This is a genomic window from Pontibacillus sp. ALD_SL1 (genome assembly GCF_017355605.1).
This window is the reverse complement of sequence record NZ_CP062975.1, coordinates 135,268-151,645: the sequence shown is the minus strand read 5'-3', so window position 1 is coordinate 151,645 and position 16,378 is coordinate 135,268. Positions and strand designations below refer to the sequence as shown.

Sequence of the window (16,378 nt, the reverse complement as noted above, 5' to 3'; positions counted from 1 at the left end):
TTTAAGAACCTTATTTATCAACTAAACCTTTAATATAATCATAATCAATGGCATTATCTTCTGACTTATAGAAAAATCCATTGTATCTAATCGTATTACTTGAATTGATTGTTAACTCTTTAATTCCTTTTCCTTCATCATCAAAAATAGTTGTTCTAAAACTATAACCCACAACCCCAAAAGAAGGTTTACCCTTTTGAAATGTTACATCGCTCAAATTAGTAATGATGTAGTTAATATGTTTTTTATCGTTTATTACGCTTTCATTTCCAGTATTCCCATCGAAGATAGTAATTTTAGAAACCTTAGTTGGCTCTAAACTTACAACTTTATGAGGTACATAAGTTAATGCGAAAATCAAAATTAGTATGACTGGAACTCCTATTGCAAACCATTTAATCCATTTTCTTTTATTCATAATATCCCCCATATTTCTGTTTGTTATTTCTTTATTTTTTAATATACCTTGTTCAACAATCCTGCCTCGTTAGTTTAAGTACATTCCTTCACAAACTTACGTTTCGTATATTCATTTTAACATAAAATCCCATAAACCTTCATCAAAATCATAAATCATCTCGCAAAAACGCACAGATAACAAATATCTGTGCGTTTTCGGGTGTGAATTGAGTTACGATTGTCTTGCTATTTAAGGTGTGAAAACGACTGTGAATTTAACTTTTGTACTCCAAAACCGAACCCGTTAAGGGGCCCTTTGCTTTTTTATATCCAACGTCTATAATTCTCCTTTTGTTTGCATGCGGTAATTCCATACAGGTTCCATCGATTTTCCGTTACCTTTATGCTCAAAGATGACGCAATCATCATGATCAGGATCAAACCCATCATCAAAGCTATGGGTCCCTGCCTCGACAGCTTCTTCAATCGTCTCATAAGGTGTAACATCTTCACCCATCTTGGTTAACGTAACCATCACAAAATTCATAAGAAACACCCTCTCTTGATATTTTGACTAGTATAGCACGAGAGTTAAGGAGGTTGAGAAAAAAAGGGTCTTCCTTTTGCTGTGCCTGTTGCACCTTTTCAAGCTTCTCTGAAAGGGGAATGCATCGAGAAGGGCAACAAATGACAGCATGCCTTCTCGGATGGCTGTGTGAACAGCGCTGGCCCAATCGACCTGACTTGTTCCTTTTTTGCAAATCCCGTTATAATAAGAAAAAAGATCGTTAGGAGGAAGAGGATGAATTCGACAATGAAACGAGTCTTGCGATACAATAACCTCGCCTTTCTTGTGGCGGGGACGGGATTTGCGTCCATAACAGGCTACGCTTACGTGATTGCAGAAGGGGTAGGGCGGTACCCTGTTCTCCAGAATCTGTTCACCTTCATGGTTGTGTTTGGGTTTGGTATTTTCTTGCGCTACACAAACCCTAGCAGTAACGATCGTACGGGCATGGGGAAAGATATTCTGTGGAACGGAATTGTTATTTTGCCGATTGTGTTCTCGGGGTACATGTTTTTTTCGGAATGGACCTTTGTTTCATTCGGTTCCTGCGATAGGTTCTTTGGTTTCAATGCGTTTTTTCTCTTGTTAGCTCTCCTTCAGCACCTGGTCTGGATTCCTATCGCGAAAAAGGATGCGCGATAAGAAGACGCAAAAGGCAAGGTTTCTAGAAACGAATGTATGAAAAATACAAATAATTCAGAATATTTGTTTTCTTATTCCCAAGAACCGTTTATAATACGCGAAACGAAGAAGGGAATGAGGAAGATGACGAAAGGACCATTGATTTTGAATGATCACAAAAAGGTGTACCAACTCCTTAAAGATCTGGACGCACGGGAATACATCGACCCTCTTCACCTGAACTCCTGTGACATTGAAACGTTTTGTGAGAAAATGAAGCTCGATATGTCAAACCGCGAGAAGCACGAAACCATCGAACGCAAAAAGAATCCTCCTCTTATGGCGGCTTATTTTTATTACTACCTCTATTACTACAAAAAACTTCCCACTCAAAAAGAATTTAAAACCCACTACCGCCGATGCAACTCCACCTGGATATACCACCACATTGGAAAAGTCTACTACAAGGCATTTGAGGCCCGTTTAGATCGTTTTTACGCAAGCATTATGAGAGATCTTCATTTTTATCATCTTGCCAAAGAAGAAGGAGACTTCGAGATCGCGTTCACGCTACAACAGGACATTGAAGAAAAAATCGATCTGTTGGTGACCTTTAAAGGACAAAAATGCGGGATTCAGCTCCGCGTTGGTACAGAAGACTCTGCCAATTATGCAGCCATGAAAGATGTTCATATCAAAAAAGAAACCCCGCTGGTTGATTTCCCCTTGAATTTGAGAAAAGCTCTTGTTATTCCAACAGAAAAGGATTCCTTCTTCTTTTACGGGAAGAGCGACATCCAGCATCTTAAGAAAAAAATAGCCACGTAACGGAGCTTCCTGCTCCGTTTTTTTGTTCCAACGACTCATAGCCCCGCCCCTATTTGCATATACATAAAGGATAAATGATTATGGACTGGGGATGAGAATATGTTTAATGACAACCGAGACTTTTACCCGACGCCTGAACATTTGATCCAGGCTATGGTAAAGAAGATCAATTTCAAGCGTATTCGAAGCGTTTTAGAGCCGAGTGCTGGGAAAGGGGATTTAGCGAAAAGGATTCTTGAAGACATGAAAGGGGCATCTAACAATAAGGATCGGGATGTGGATCTTGATGTTATTGAAAAGGACCAAACCTTGCAACACATCTTGAAAGGAGAGGGGTATCGGCTGGTGCACGATGATTTTCTGACACTTAACACCTTCAAAAAATATGACGCAATTATAATGAATCCTCCGTTTTCTAGTGGTGACAAACATTTATTGAAAGCCCTAGAGATGCAACAATCAGGAGGTGAAATCCTTTGCCTGTTAAACGCTGAAACCCTTAAGAATCCGTATAGCAACACCCGAAAAGATGTACTTCAAAAATTAGAACAGTATGATGCCGTAATTGACTTTATCGAAGAGGGGTTCAAAAGTGCTGAACGAACGGCCGATGTAGACGTGGCTCTTGTTTATATCAACATCCCGAAAAAGGAGCAAACGAGTCTGATCACGGAACGGTTGAAAAAGGCGGAACCAAAAGATAAAAAGGGGCAGGAGGATAGGAATGATGTGATCCCCGCTGACTTTATTGAAGGAATTGTGCAACAGTACAATTATGAGGTGAGGGCAGGGTTAAAATTGATAGAAGAATACAACGCCTTAAAGCCTCTCATGGCAGCCAGTTTCCATGATGACTATCGCAAGGCCCCTGTTTTGAAGATGGAACTCGAATACAAAGATGAAGAACATAGTACGCTTGAGAATGCGTATATTAAACAAATTCGCCTAAAATACTGGAAAGCTTTATTTAACAGTGACCAATTTATGGGGTTATTCACAAGCAATTTAAAGCGAAAGTATATGGAGGAAGTGGAGAAATTAAAAGATTATGATTTCTCCTACTTCAACATTTATACGATCCGCATCGAGCTTAGCAAAGAAATGATCAAAGGCGTGGAAGAGACGATCCTGAACCTGTTCGACGAGTTCAGCCACAGACACCATTACAGCGAGACGTGCAGCAATATCCATCTCTATAATGGATGGAAAACAAACAAAGCCTACAAAATTAACAGAAAAGTGATTATCCCCTTATCGGCGTTTGATGACTTTTGGGGAACGTTTAATCTGACGGGGTACAAAGTGACGGATAAATTAAAAGACATAGAGAAGGTTTTCAATTATCTCGACGGCGGCCTAACAGAAGAGCTGGATATGGAAGAGGCATTGAAAAGAGCTCAAGATCAACAGGAAACAAAAAAGATCGACCTGAAATATTTTTCCGTCACGTTTTATAAAAAGGGGACGTGTCACATTGAGTTCAAAAATAAAGAATTGCTCCATAAGTTCAACCTGTTCGGTTCAGAACGTAAAGGATGGCTGCCGCCATGTTATGGGAAAAAGAATTACGACACCATGACGAAAGAGGAACAAGAGGTGGTTCAGAGTTTCGAGGGAGAAACGTCTTATCAAAATGTCATGAAGCATCAATCCTATTATTTCGTGGAAAGAGAAGAATTGTTAAAGATCACGTCTTGAACCATTCGCAAAAAAAAGAACGGAGCAAAAGCTCCGTTCTTTTTTCCTTTATGACAATTTTCGTTGATCCTCTCGCCATGATTCATCAAATATGTACGCTAGTGGCATGTATGCAACAGAGGGTGTTCCATTATGATGGAAGGCCAAAATAATCGTCCCGTCCAATACATCCAATACGTGAACATGCTCCGCGCACGGGTGGGAACGTTTCACATATTCCGTCATAAGTGGGAAAAAACGGGCCTCGACGCGGCGTTTTTTATCATAGAGGGATTGAATGGTTTCTTGGGCCAAGTTCATGGGACCATTCCTTTCGTAGGGTGTTTGTGGATAATTATACCATCTTCGTTCTGTCATGGCGACAAGATTTGAAGTGTTTCCGCAATATTCGCCTCAATTTTTATGATATCGTCTTCCCTGTCGAAAGGAGTGGGTCCTTTTGATACGATTATGGTCGGGTTCTTTTTATTTCGATACCGAACGAGATCAGCGAACGGGTAAACGTTAAGACTTGTGCCGAGAACAAGGAGGAGATCAGCGCCCCATACAGTTTCTCTTGCTTCACTCATAAAGGAACGGGTCCCGACATGGTCCCCGTAAAGCACAATATCTGGTTTGTAATAGCGTTTCGTTGTACTTTTCGAGCAGTCACACATGTAATAGCGGGGATCCTGATCCATTATATCGAACAATGTCTTCATCTCAACCTTTTTTCCGCACTTCGGATTGGTGCATGTAGCGGTTTTAAGATTCCCGTGAAACTCGGTAACGTGCTGGCTGCCCGCTACCCTGTGAAGGCCATCTATATTTTGAGTGAAAATGGTCATTTCTTTCCCCTTGTCTTCCCACTCTTTAAGTAAAAAGTGCCCTCGATTCGGAGCGGGCGTTTGGCACCAAAATTTTTCATGCAGGAATCGGTACAGAAGATCTGGTTTTTGGAAAAACGTCTCTCTTGAAAGGATGGATTCAGGGTTTTCCCTATACATCCCATCTGAAGATCGGAAATCAGGAATCCCGCTATCGGTGCTCATGCCAGCTCCCGTTAAGACGACGATGGATGTTGCCTCTTGACATAACGCTCTTGCTTTCATTCTCTCACCTCTTTATATCGTACTCCCTTTTTCTATTTTATAAGGCAAAACCCAGAAAAGAGAAAGGTTTTCTCTTATAACTCGTCGTTTTGCCATTCTTTTTCGCTATAATAAAGAAAATCAGAAGAGGGATGTGGTCAGGTGAATCTCAGAACACCTCATGATATTATAAAAGAATTCAATATCACAGAAACGAAACTTAAATTGCTGATCGAAAACGGAATGCCTCATTTAAAGATCGGAAAACAACTTCGGTTTGTAAGAGAAGAAGTGGAGCGCTTTCTTTTCCCCCGTCATACAAAACAGAGAGGGCTTGAACGTTCTTTTAAAGACGAAAAGGGCCGAACGATACGGGACTATGTATCGAAAATATCCATACAATCCTTTCTGGGAATCGGGGAAAGTACGTTGTATCGGTTGTGTGAACAGGGGCTTCCTTACGTCAAAATCGGAAGAAAACGGTTCTTTCATCGAGAGGATGTGTTGGACTATTTGCGGTCTCCGATAGGCAAGAGGAGAAAGAAACTTTCTTACCCTAACCAGAACAAAACCTCCTGTGATCAATCGACAGGTAACGTGATTATAACGGCCGACGGGTCTCACGACGAAAAAAGACAGGTGTTTGGAACAGGGGTAGTGGTCACAAAAGATAGATGCAAGAAGACCTACTCCTACTCGTATCCTGCGCCCGACCACAATAAGATCGCTTCAGAATACTACGCGATACGGGATGCACTCCTGATCGCCAAAGAATACAGAGGAAAACCGATTACGATAGGGACAGATCAGACGGATTTTATAAGGAGTATGGCAGACAACACCTTCCCTCAGTTCAAATGGATGAAAACGGAGCCTTATGTTCATCTCATGAATCAAATCAAACAACTGGCGGCGTCTTTTGGCGATTCTCTCCATTTTGTGTATGCAAACCAACCCCTCTTCAAGGGAGCCTACCGAGAAGCCCATAAAAAAAGCCGAACCTATCAGAAAAAAAAGAAAAAAAGCCCATCACGCCCTCTCCCGTCTCACGATACTCGGATTGAAATCGGCTACGCTCACCACTCGTACGGGTCGTTTTATTACCATGTTAAAAAAGACGGCGTCGCACATGTTGCGAAAACGCAATGTTCAACGATTCTTCAGGGAGCGCTTCATCTGGCTAAAAGGTACGCGTCCTCCATTGAAGGGAAACTTTCGGTTCACATTGACCGATTGCCATCGTTTGAAAAAGATGTAGAAATGCTACGAACAGGGCGCGAAGGGGGACCGTACGAAATGGTGCTGAATACCCTTCATCATTTAAAGAAAACCTCATCCTTTACGATGGATGACAGGTTCGAAGAATCGGCAACAGCAATTGGCATTGCCTAGAAAGGATGATTCCATGAAGTTTACGGACGCGTATAAAATCGCATGTGCCCATGAACCGTCTTTACAGCAGCAATGGAAACCAAAACTGGGAGACCATTTTATACTGAATGCAAGTTACTGCGAGTGCTCGGAGGAGTCGCCCTGTGACGATTGTTTGCTGATGTGCAATGTCTACACAATCTGCGGACATCACTACGAGAAGGTGTATTTGTTTAACCCTATGCTGTGTAATCGGGACGGGGGAGGTGAGTTGAACAGCACGAAAGCGAGCCTTTTGATTCCCCTGCGCCAACAAAACCCGAGACTGTGTTCGTTTGCCGATATGAGCCGTGCGGTTTACCAGGAAGATACGATATGGCTCCCAAGACTCAATGATTACCTCAGGATGACGGAAGGGAACCATTCATGGACAGACTTTTGTGAATACAGCTTACGCAACTCCACTGAGAACACACCTGAAGAAGCGGCTTTAAACTGGTGGAGACAGATAAAATAAACAAAAACCGCGAATGTAGTCGAAATTGCAGGGTAAACTGCATGTAAATTTGCATCACCAATACTATGTTTTAGAGGACTTTTGACATTAATATGGTAAAGCGAATCAGGAAACGTTATTCAACTAACAGGGCAGGTTAGTGCAAGTAAAACGAACAAAACAAAAAAAGTTTGGTTAACGTAAAAGAGATTACGGTTAAGGGGAAATATATTGATAGTATTGTAAGCAGTAGTTTCTTTACCCATTGGGGAAAAACAATTGGGAAGTATGATTCGAACGAGAGAGCAACTGAAATTCTTAATCAAATATACACGAAGATTCAGGAAGGAAATAATAGTCCTATAACTTATAAAATGCCTGAAAAATAAATTTTATCCTAAAGTAACGGGTGTTTTAGTAGAAGGAGCCGCTATAAAAAACACTTGGGTAATTATCACCCAAGCGTTTTTGTTTGCTATTTTTATTCTTTGTGGTGGTAAAAGTGGGTTTTTTGTGTGTCATTTCACATGTTGATTTAGATTTTCTCCGCAGTATATGAATTACTTAATGGCCCTTTACTTTTCTTCTTCCAGTACGACAAACCCAAATGGCGGAATGTGGAAGGAAATACCGTCATAATGGACTTCACCGAACACATTTTTTGTCCGCTTTTCTGGACTTGCAACCACTCGGTGGTGATCCGTTGGATTAATAATAATCGTTTTGCTTCCCTCTATATAAAGAAGCCCGCCGTTTTCATAGATCCTTTCGCCCTGACCGTACAAGGGGCCGTTATAAGCACGAAATCGGATGAGAGCGGTCATCCAATCGCGCATTTCTCGATCTTGTTTCTCTTCGGCCCAGATCATGCCTTTGCGGCACCCTGGATCATTGTACCCGTGCATCCCGATTTCATCTCCGTAATACACGCAAGGAGAACCTGTGTAGGTCAGGAGTAAAAAGTAGGCCAATTTAACACGCCGTTTATCATGATGGAGTCGGGTTAAGACGCGCTCTGTGTCATGACTTCCAAGCATGTTGAAGGAAACGGCGTGGACTGGATCAGGATAACTGAATCGCAGTTTATGGAGCCGCTGAATAAATGATTCTCCGTCCGTTGCCGAACCCGCCAGATCCAATACAAGGTTCGTAAACGGGTAATTCATCACGGCGTCAAATTGATCGCCCCGAAGCCACGGCATGCTGTTGTGCCAGATCTCTCCCAGTATGTAGGCATCAGGCTTTGCTCCTTTCACAACCCTTCTGAAATCACGCCAGAAAGCATGATCCACTTCATTGGCAACATCAAGACGCCAGCCGTCAATATCACACGTTTCAATCCAGTAACGGGCGACCTCAAGTAAGTAATCCCGAACCTCAGGATTTGATGTTCTGAGCTTTGGCATCATGCCTGTAAAAGCGAAGGTGTCGTAATTAGGCGGGTCTGTGACAACGCTTTCATCCTGGATGTAAAACCAGTCGTAATAGAGGGAAGCTTTTCCGTTTTTTAAAACATCCTGGAATGGAGGAAAATAATAGCCAGAGTGGTTGAACACGGCATCGAGCATGATGCGCATTCCTCGTTTATGTGCTTCTTGGACAAGCGTTCTCAAGGTTTCTGTATCCCCGAAATGAGGGTCAATTTTTTTATAATCCGTTGTATCGTATTTATGATTGGATGCGGCCTCAAAAATCGGACAAAAATAAAGCCCTGTGATCCCAAGTTCTTTCAAGTAATCGAGTTTCTGAATCACACCCTCTAGATCTCCGCCCATAAAATGATCTGGTGTTGGCTCTGAGTCCCATGGTACTACCCCGTCTGGTGACAGATCGGGATTTCCGTTATAGAATCGTTCTGGGAAAATTTGATACCAGACGGTGTTCTTGACCCAGCGGGGAGGGGTGAACACATCAGCTTCATTGATAAAAGGAAACTTAAACGGATCCCTCATGTGATGCTCTTCAAGGAAAACGCCTCCTTCTGTAAAGTAAACGGATTTTTCATATCCTTTTACTTCAAAGTGGTACTCAAGCCTGCGGAATGGGGGAGACACGTCGGCCTGCCAGTAATCGAGCCACTCATCAGAGCCGATTTTTGTCATGGAGATCGGCACTGACACCCAGCCTCCTTCCTCCCAAGTGAACGGATCTTTAGCATGAATCAGAACCGTTTCCACATCGCCCTTTTTGCTTTGAAAACGAAGATGAACCGTTTCAGTTGTAAGGGGATAGGCATAATGATTTTTAGGCTGATGATAGAGACTTGTCACTTCCATAAAACCTCTCCTTTCTGCAACAATATAGTCTTCCTATTTCAAGTTTTTTCAATGAATCCTGTGGTCATAAAAAAGAGACCGCATTATGCGCCCTCTTTCACAGGAATCTCATTGATTTCAAACATTCGAAGAACGTATTGTTTTAATACCCTCATGCATTCTGTGAACGATCCCCTGTGCTCATACTGAATGACCTCTTCCTGATCTCCGTGACGAAGACCATCTTCAGGGTATAGACGATTTTTAATTACGAGAATGCATCGTTTCTTATCTTTTCGCAAGTCGTAACAAAATGTGATATCGCTTCGGTTGACGGTAGGTCCGTTAAATACAAGGCTTTTCTCATAGTGGAAGTGTAACCCCTTGTATAGGTTCGGGTACGTGCACCGTTCTTCATTGTGTCCTCTGCTGTAATGACGAGGCGGATTCACAAGCTCAACCAAACGGTGGTTCCATTCGTCCCGATAGTAGTCTTCGTCCGTTCTTTGTCCGCGGATTTCTTTGAAGAACCCTTTGATATGGGTTTCATTGTAATACACGCCATCTTCCAGAAACCCTCGTTTTCCTTCCTTATGCTGTTTAAAAGCTTCGATGTTTTCGATCAGCGAAAGGATATCTGTGTCGCTTTTATATGAAACATAGTAAGCCATAGAGTCGCGCAGGTTGTAATTATTACTATTTACATTCCACCTGCTGTCATTGGTGACCACGACTTGAAATTCATCGTGCCATTCTCGGTACACTTTCACAAAAAGGCGATCAGAAAGTTTCAGATATCCTTTCGGTCGGTTAAGGCTGAAATGAAAGCCCTTTTCCTCGATCCCATACCCGTTGTTGCGGAGCAGAACAGGTATTTGGAGATAATGACGATAAATATCACGCGTAAAGCTCTCGTTTGATTCGTAGTGCAAAAAGGAGAGAAAGTCCTCACGACATCTTTCTCCTGTGTTGCGGCAACCAAGGTCACAGTAAAACTCCAATTCTTCACCTGTCTCGCCGTTACGCAATCGCCGAACCGCATAAATCCCTTCTGGTATCTCATAATCAGCGATATGTTCAATGTCAAATAACCAATTATTATAAGAACATTGGTACACTTCCAGAATGGGATCACAATCATGTTCATCCCACTCAAGCGTCTTCGTATAAGATGTCACGTGAAAATTGTAACGGTTGATGAGTGTATACAGCTCTTTTGACATATGTTCTGTGTGGTAGTCCCCTTTAACGGTGGCAGCAGTATTTGTTTTTTTCTTATGATTGTCTCCCTTTTTTTCAGCGCGATCGTTGATACGCTTGACTTCAACTGCTTTTTGGAAAATAGGTTCCAACTCTCTCATTCTGTCGCCTCCTTAATCGTTCTTTCCATAGTATAGATGCCCCTTCAGGAGATAGAGAAGAGATAAATACGAGAAAATGTAAGGAAAAGTTTTGACAAGAGGGTAACTTTTTATATAGTAAGAGCACACGGAGGTGTTAAAGATGAATTTTAAGAGAATCACTTCAGGAGTACTGGCATTGGGTTTGATGTTTGGACTTTCATCAACAAGTTTTGCTGCTACGACAGATACAACGGACGCACAGGTATCGATTCAGGCAGGAAACCTTGAGATTGTTTCTCCAAACGCAAACGTTGATTTTGGAACCATTTCAGTAGACGGAACCACTCAGACTGTCAATCTGTCACTAGGGACATTGGTGGCACGGGATTACCGCGGGACAGGAGAAGGGTGGCATATTAACATGCAGGCAACCCCATTCACCCAAACGGGCGGATTAGGATTAACCTTACCAACCAACACATTTAAATTGAACGGCATCAGCTCTATTGTACAAACAGACGGATCATCGGGTCTCCCTGTTGTTTCAGGTGCGGCTCCTTGGACCATTGACTCGGGCGCTGTTGAAATCGTGACAGCGGCTGTGAATGACGGCCTTGGTTCATTTGATATTGATTTCCCAGTAAATGCTTTAAGTTTAGATGTGGATACAGCTGGTAACGTTGTAGACCCAGGTGAAACTCCTACGGTGTTCAACTCTACCATCACCTGGACGATTGTCACAGGCCCGTAGGACCAAAAAAAACTCACAGTCTTTCGTGGGTTTTTTTCATTTTTGTCCTAATAGGGGTAACGAGGTGATAAAAGGTGAAAAAATGGATTGGTATATTTCTATTCTTATTGTGCATTCCTAAGTTCGTTCATGCTGAAGAGCAACCTTCATTCAGCGCCATCCCTGTTCTGACGGAGGATCAAAAAAAGGGCGTTTCAGGTTATTTTTCTTTGCGTGCTGAACACGGGGAAACAATGGATTTGACTGTTGAGCTCCGAAACAACACTAACGCCCCCATCGTGATTAAAATGGACGGAACGAACGGACTGACCACGAAAAACGGAGGAATTCAGTACACCGTTGAAGACGAAACAGAATTTACGGGATTCTGGGATGATCGTTATAAGATGAAAGAAAGAATTAAAATTCAAAAAGAGATCACGTTGGGAGTGAACGAAACGAAAAAAATCCCTGTTACCGTGACGGTTCCTGAAGAAGGAGACGGAACGTTTGTCGGAGGGCTTTTGTTCCGACCTCAATTCGAAGAAGAAAAAGCGTCAGTGGAGGAAGGGGATGTTCGGTTTGAAATTGAGAGCACGTTTGCGTATGCCATGGCGATTGTACTCCATGTGAATGATCAGGAACCGAACGTAAAAGCAGAAGATGCCTATACCTCTTATGCAGGGAAAGACATGAATCTTCTCATCAACTGGAAAAACCTATCCCCGACTATTTCGCGTATAACAAATGTTCAATACAACGTCATGGACGATAAGGATTCCGTGGTTTTTGAAACAAATGTGAAGCAAATCAAAATGGCTCCTTCTACATGGATTCAGTACCCTCTTTTTTGGAATGGTGACGTAAAAGCAGGTGAATACCAGCTGCATCTTACCTACGAGTTGGAGGGGGAATCGCATGAACGAAAGATTCCTTTCACAATAGGGGAGAAAAAGGTTAATCAGTACATAGAAGACAACCAGAATCGAACGGATCCCGTGGTCGTCAAAAACAAAACCCCGTTTGGGATATGGGTGATTCTTTTCGTTTTGCTTGCAGCGCTGGTATGGATTCTATACAAAAACAAGAAAAAAACGAAGCAATAAAAACCACCAATCATCGGTGGTTTTCTTCTTATTTACGGTCATAATCTGCTTTGACTTCGCCCCATTTTTCTGTTTCCCATTTTAATATAGAACCTTTGTAGTCATGGGTTTTGAGCCACTCCGTTGCCCGCTCGATGTCGCTCCAAAGGGTTTCAGTGTCCTCGTTTCGCTCCAGATTGGTTTTGACACCCTTTTTCTTCACCCAGCTGATGGCGGTTTTGGAGTCTGTATAAATCGGCAGGAGATCACCGCTTTGATGAAGGTAGCTCATGGCTTCAACCAGAGCGAGAAACTCCCCAATGTTATTGGTTCCAACAGGATAGGGGCCGCCTTCAAACAATACGTTTCCTGAATCTGTTTCGACACCCCGATACTCCATCACACCTGGATTTCCGCTGCAAGCGGCATCAACGGACACACTCCTCTCAATAAAGTCTTCAGGACCAACAGGGCTTTCATTATGATAAGCTTGTTCCGCTTGTTGGAGCGTCGGGAAAGATTTGAACTCTGCTCCTTTGTATCCTTTTGTCTGTTCCTGACATTCATTCCATGTGAAATAAATGCCTGGAGTTTTGCCTTTCCACACCACATAAAATTTTGTTTTAGCCATATGGATCCCCTTTTTGTTATGTTTTCCTTATTATAGTCAACATAGAGAGAATAGGGCATAGACTAGTAGAAAAAAGGGGTTCGTTCTATGATTTGGATCCTTGCTTGGATAGGAATACGCATATTGTATGAAGTCTTGCAAAAAAGGTTTTTAACGTACGGGGAAAACATGGCTTCTAACCACAATATGAGAATCAAAGGCTCTAAGGTGATGGGTTGGGTGCAGAAGAATTCAAAAGGCGTTTTACCTACTTTTGAAATAGAGGGCACGCATCGATATTACGGTGCTTATGATCCTCACAGGAACACGCTTATTTTTAGCCGTGATGTATGGCATGAAGAGGACCCTTACCGAACCTGGATTGTGCTTCACGAGTGGGGCCACTTCCTTCAACACAGAGATGCTCCTTTTCTCAAGACATGGGTTACCATCGCCCATAACAGTTTTGTAGGCATAAGAGTGTTATGCATTCTCTTCCTATTCGCTCACGTTTTCACAGGGTTCGATAGCTTCATGTGGATAGGATTCGGATATGGGGTTATGGTCTTTCTTTCTCTTTTATATGTCTTCTTACCAGAAATCAATGCGAACAAAAGAGCCATCTATCTCATAAACGATTACGGAATGTTAGACGAGGAAGAAAGGAAAAGAGTGAAAAGACTATCGCACCTCCATACCATCCATTACCTGGTGGATTGCTTTCGGTTTGGACGCGTGTGAAAAAGCAACAGGCTAAACAGCTTGTTGCTTTTTGAATTTTATTTATCTTGTGTGGTTGAAGCAATTTCTCTCATGGTATCCATCGAAAATTCGATTTTCGATGCAAACCCGTCGATCGTTCTAATATCTTCCATTTCAACATGAACAACACTGCTGCTGCTCATAATGTAAGAGAATGAGATTCCGAGTAACGTTTGGCTGTTCACGTTTTGGAACTTTTTCTCTTCCCCGTCTTCTTTATAAACTCGAATGGTACCAATAGAAGTGAAATGTTCTGGGTTCAAGTAGTAGCTGATAGCGGGAGTAGTGGGCGTGGGGGATAAAGAAGTCTTTCGATGTATAGGTTTCCCTCCTTTAAACAATGGCAAGATGCGGTTCTCAAAGAATTGGATAAGGGTTTCAAGGGAAACCGTAAACGTTGCCATTACTCCAATTCCTCCAGCAATTCCTACAAACGGGGGTACGGGCAACAATAAAACCAAGGGTACAACAATCAACAAACTTATGACGAATTTAGTCAAGTAAATCCCTCCTCTAGTATTTTGCGTTCAGTAGTCAAAACCAGCATGCGGATCAACCTTTCTTTCTGTTATTTGTGTTTGGTGCGCATGAACCTCCCCAGATTCATGTTCGGAGGGATTATATACGAAAACCTATGAATATCTATAAAAAAAGGGTTTTTTCTTACATGCCACGTTTTATTTGTTTCTTCAGGGAGCCCTCCCTCCATGATTCCGACAAAAAAAACAACGGAAAATTCCGTTGCTTTTTGTTCGTTTGGATGACGCATTCCTTTAGGTAGACAAGCGGGAATCCTCGGTATTTCAATGCCGAGATGAAAGCGACCATATGTTGGGGTTGGTTTCTTTTTTCGACGTTATAAAAATAGCTTTTTCCACATATACTATATGTATGAAATAAGGAGGGTAAGCATGGCCACCAAAACGAAGTCTGTTTTTTTATATGGAACCCCAACGAAGGTTAAAGGGGGGCATTTCCAAGAAACCCAAAAAGCTTTCACATCGCTTGTCAACTTCTTTATAAGCGAGATGGTTCAGGATGAAGCCTACACCCTTGATCTCCTGAACAATAACCCTAAGTCTCCTCGATTCAGAGGGCTTGAAAAAGCGAAACGACATACCCACACCCTTGGTTCGGGATATGGGCAAAACGCCATAGATTACGCCGTTAAAGAACTTCATAATCATCTTATTCGCATCAAAAACAAACTGTATGGGTATGTCGTTCGTCACGAAGAACACCTTAAACCTTACCTTCAGTCCATCGGACTGTTCCATGCGTGTATTCGGGATGAGGATGAAATGGAAACCCTTCAAAAGCTCCTCCAATACGAACAGGATAAGAAAAAACCTCAAGAGGAAACCCTTCAATTCTATCAAGATCTGCTTAAAGCCCTATTAGGATTCTCGGAGGAGGAACGACGCCAGCACCGAGAAGACGTCCGTATGTTGTATAGGGAAAAACTCGAAAACTGGAAGGTTCCTTTCATTAAAAAGGCAACCGTACAACTGGACACACGAGTCTGTTCGCTCGAAAAATCAGAGGATACTTGTAGTGATTATGTCCTCCGAGTGAAGTTGCTGGGGAGTTCAAAATGGATTGAGATGCCCGTAAAGGGCAGCCGTACAGGGGTAAGACGTTTGGATCAATATAAAATGGGTTCTCCCTCTTTTTCGCTTCAGAATGGAAAACTGAAAGTTACCGTACCGTTTAAAAAGAAAACGAGAGTCTATAAAACGAAAAACGTGATCGGTCTGGATGCAGGGATAACCGATTTATTATATTCGTCAGAGGGCAATCCATACGGGAGTTTCCAAGGGATGGACCATTTTTATAATGAAAAGGTGCAGCCGAAGCTTCACATGCGTTCTAACCTTCGAAATAAAATGAGATCCTATCAAAAAGAGCTACACAGGGACGGGGTTACAGAAGAACGTAAAGCTGTCTTACGTGAGAAAATCCATCGCATGGCTTCCATGTTACACGGGCAGAAAAAGGTATCCAAATGCCGACGTGTCTATGCTCATGAGGTCAACCGAAGGCTAAACGAAGCTGTAAACGGAGTGATGGGAGCCGTTCAAAACCGTAAGGTGTTGGTGGCGATGGAATCGCTTGACCTGACAGAATTTGATCGCGGGAAAACGAACAACAGACGAGACTCCTCCTGGATCAGAGGAAAACTAATCGGGAAACTGCAAGAAAAACTTGATTGGAAGGGAATCGCTTTTAAAGAAGTCGACCCTGCTTATACGTCTAAAGCGTGTCCTGTTTGTCATCATATTGACGATTGTAATCGAAACGGAAAGGCGTTTGAATGTACCGTGTGCTCTCATACGTCCGATGCCGATTACAATGCTAGCGTTAATATCGCCCTGCGGGCTCAAGACGCGGAACTAGAAAAAATTACTGAGGATTATGCCTACGACAAGAAAAAACGCCATGATCGGATCAAGGCGTTGAACCGAAAACGGCATAAGGCTTATATACAGAAGTTATCGGCTTAAGCTGGTAACCACATGAACCTCTTATCCTTATTATTAAG

The 16,378-nt window shown here is 42.4% G+C and carries 17 protein-coding genes; 9 read left to right on the top strand and 8 right to left on the bottom strand.

Annotation, left to right across the window (positions count from 1 at the left end; translation table 11 throughout):
* Positions 1–10: 10 nt before the first annotated feature.
* Together IMZ31_RS19795 and IMZ31_RS19790 are read right to left on the bottom strand one after the other, a co-directional pair.
* Complete coding sequence (locus IMZ31_RS19795) at positions 11–418, bottom strand: hypothetical protein (protein WP_207531258.1); 408 nt, start codon at positions 416–418, stop codon at positions 11–13.
* Positions 419–736: 318 nt separating this feature from the next.
* Entirely contained in the window at positions 737–946 is a 210-nt protein-coding gene (locus tag IMZ31_RS19790; protein WP_207531257.1) for a hypothetical protein, read from the bottom strand.
* Positions 947–1,201: 255 nt separating this feature from the next.
* On the opposite strand from IMZ31_RS19790, the gene IMZ31_RS19785 reads away from it, so the two are divergent.
* From IMZ31_RS19785 to IMZ31_RS19775, 3 genes are all read left to right on the top strand, one after another.
* Positions 1,202–1,609 (top strand): hypothetical protein, encoded by a 408-nt coding sequence (locus IMZ31_RS19785; RefSeq protein WP_207531256.1) that lies wholly within the window; start codon positions 1,202–1,204, stop codon positions 1,607–1,609.
* Between the two features lie 123 nt (positions 1,610–1,732).
* A complete protein-coding gene (locus IMZ31_RS19780; protein ID WP_207531255.1) occupies positions 1,733–2,416 on the top strand; it encodes a hypothetical protein in 684 nt (227 codons plus the stop codon).
* 99 nt (positions 2,417–2,515) lie between these two features.
* On the top strand, positions 2,516–4,114 hold the full coding sequence (locus IMZ31_RS19775) for a class I SAM-dependent methyltransferase (protein WP_207531254.1): 1,599 nt from the start codon (positions 2,516–2,518) through the stop codon (positions 4,112–4,114).
* A gap of 48 nt (positions 4,115–4,162) precedes the next feature.
* Here IMZ31_RS19775 and IMZ31_RS19770 read toward each other — a convergent pair whose 3' ends face one another.
* On the bottom strand, positions 4,163–4,414 hold the full coding sequence (locus IMZ31_RS19770) for a hypothetical protein (RefSeq protein WP_207531253.1): 252 nt from the start codon (positions 4,412–4,414) through the stop codon (positions 4,163–4,165).
* 53 nt (positions 4,415–4,467) lie between these two features.
* On the bottom strand, positions 4,468–5,205 hold the full coding sequence (locus tag IMZ31_RS19765; protein WP_207531252.1) for an SIR2 family NAD-dependent protein deacylase: 738 nt from the start codon (positions 5,203–5,205) through the stop codon (positions 4,468–4,470).
* Between the two features lie 141 nt (positions 5,206–5,346).
* Here IMZ31_RS19765 and IMZ31_RS19760 point away from each other — a divergent pair, with 141 nt between their 5' ends.
* Together IMZ31_RS19760 and IMZ31_RS19755 are read left to right on the top strand one after the other, a co-directional pair.
* On the top strand, positions 5,347–6,576 hold the full coding sequence (locus tag IMZ31_RS19760; RefSeq protein ID WP_207531251.1) for a helix-turn-helix domain-containing protein: 1,230 nt from the start codon (positions 5,347–5,349) through the stop codon (positions 6,574–6,576).
* A gap of 250 nt (positions 6,577–6,826) precedes the next feature.
* Positions 6,827–7,072, top strand: coding sequence for a hypothetical protein (locus IMZ31_RS19755; RefSeq protein WP_207531250.1), 246 nt, complete (start codon positions 6,827–6,829; stop codon positions 7,070–7,072).
* 554 nt (positions 7,073–7,626) lie between these two features.
* Here the strand turns inward: IMZ31_RS19755 and IMZ31_RS19750 are convergent.
* A complete protein-coding gene (locus tag IMZ31_RS19750) occupies positions 7,627–9,327 on the bottom strand; it encodes a glycoside hydrolase family 13 protein (RefSeq protein ID WP_207531249.1) in 1,701 nt (566 codons plus the stop codon).
* A gap of 83 nt (positions 9,328–9,410) precedes the next feature.
* On the bottom strand, positions 9,411–10,667 hold the full coding sequence (locus IMZ31_RS19745) for a hypothetical protein (protein WP_207531248.1): 1,257 nt from the start codon (positions 10,665–10,667) through the stop codon (positions 9,411–9,413).
* A 142-nt stretch (positions 10,668–10,809) separates the two neighbouring features.
* Between IMZ31_RS19745 and IMZ31_RS19740 the strand changes: the two genes are divergently transcribed.
* Both IMZ31_RS19740 and IMZ31_RS19735 read left to right on the top strand, forming a co-directional pair.
* The gene (locus tag IMZ31_RS19740; protein WP_207531247.1) at positions 10,810–11,400 is read left to right on the top strand and encodes a WxL domain-containing protein; all 591 of its coding nucleotides are present in this window, start codon (positions 10,810–10,812) and stop codon (positions 11,398–11,400) included.
* Between the two features lie 74 nt (positions 11,401–11,474).
* Positions 11,475–12,485, top strand: coding sequence for a WxL protein peptidoglycan domain-containing protein (locus IMZ31_RS19735; protein ID WP_207531246.1), 1,011 nt, complete (start codon positions 11,475–11,477; stop codon positions 12,483–12,485).
* 28 nt (positions 12,486–12,513) lie between these two features.
* Here the strand turns inward: IMZ31_RS19735 and IMZ31_RS19730 are convergent, their stop codons facing one another.
* A complete protein-coding gene (locus IMZ31_RS19730) occupies positions 12,514–13,095 on the bottom strand; it encodes a ribonuclease H1 domain-containing protein (RefSeq protein WP_207531245.1) in 582 nt (193 codons plus the stop codon).
* 87 nt (positions 13,096–13,182) lie between these two features.
* On the opposite strand from IMZ31_RS19730, the gene IMZ31_RS19725 reads away from it, so the two are divergent.
* Positions 13,183–13,815, top strand: a complete 633-nt coding sequence (locus tag IMZ31_RS19725; RefSeq protein WP_207531244.1) for a zinc metallopeptidase — start codon at positions 13,183–13,185, stop codon at positions 13,813–13,815.
* Between the two features lie 38 nt (positions 13,816–13,853).
* Here the strand turns inward: IMZ31_RS19725 and IMZ31_RS19720 are convergent, their stop codons facing one another.
* Positions 13,854–14,336 (bottom strand): hypothetical protein, encoded by a 483-nt coding sequence (locus IMZ31_RS19720; protein ID WP_207531243.1) that lies wholly within the window; start codon positions 14,334–14,336, stop codon positions 13,854–13,856.
* Between the two features lie 411 nt (positions 14,337–14,747).
* On the opposite strand from IMZ31_RS19720, the gene IMZ31_RS19715 reads away from it, so the two are divergent.
* Positions 14,748–16,340: an RNA-guided endonuclease TnpB family protein gene (locus IMZ31_RS19715; protein WP_207531242.1), complete on the top strand. Its 1,593-nt coding sequence runs from the start codon at positions 14,748–14,750 to the stop codon at positions 16,338–16,340.
* The last annotated feature ends 38 nt before the right edge of the window (positions 16,341–16,378 follow it).

Coding starts and splice junctions, on each gene's coding strand:
- IMZ31_RS19780 (WP_207531255.1), top strand. CDS start 1,733: ATGACGAAAGGACCATTGATTTTGAATGATCACAAAAAGGTGTACCAA.
- IMZ31_RS19725 (WP_207531244.1), top strand. CDS start 13,183: ATGATTTGGATCCTTGCTTGGATAGGAATACGCATATTGTATGAAGTC.
- IMZ31_RS19785 (WP_207531256.1), top strand. CDS start 1,202: ATGAATTCGACAATGAAACGAGTCTTGCGATACAATAACCTCGCCTTT.
- IMZ31_RS19770 (WP_207531253.1), bottom strand. CDS start 4,414: ATGAACTTGGCCCAAGAAACCATTCAATCCCTCTATGATAAAAAACGC.
- IMZ31_RS19775 (WP_207531254.1), top strand. CDS start 2,516: ATGTTTAATGACAACCGAGACTTTTACCCGACGCCTGAACATTTGATC.
- IMZ31_RS19740 (WP_207531247.1), top strand. CDS start 10,810: ATGAATTTTAAGAGAATCACTTCAGGAGTACTGGCATTGGGTTTGATG.
- IMZ31_RS19750 (WP_207531249.1), bottom strand. CDS start 9,327: ATGGAAGTGACAAGTCTCTATCATCAGCCTAAAAATCATTATGCCTAT.
- IMZ31_RS19715 (WP_207531242.1), top strand. CDS start 14,748: ATGGCCACCAAAACGAAGTCTGTTTTTTTATATGGAACCCCAACGAAG.
- IMZ31_RS19745 (WP_207531248.1), bottom strand. CDS start 10,667: ATGAGAGAGTTGGAACCTATTTTCCAAAAAGCAGTTGAAGTCAAGCGT.
- IMZ31_RS19730 (WP_207531245.1), bottom strand. CDS start 13,095: ATGGCTAAAACAAAATTTTATGTGGTGTGGAAAGGCAAAACTCCAGGC.
- IMZ31_RS19790 (WP_207531257.1), bottom strand. CDS start 946: ATGAATTTTGTGATGGTTACGTTAACCAAGATGGGTGAAGATGTTACA.
- IMZ31_RS19795 (WP_207531258.1), bottom strand. CDS start 418: ATGAATAAAAGAAAATGGATTAAATGGTTTGCAATAGGAGTTCCAGTC.
- IMZ31_RS19765 (WP_207531252.1), bottom strand. CDS start 5,205: ATGAAAGCAAGAGCGTTATGTCAAGAGGCAACATCCATCGTCGTCTTA.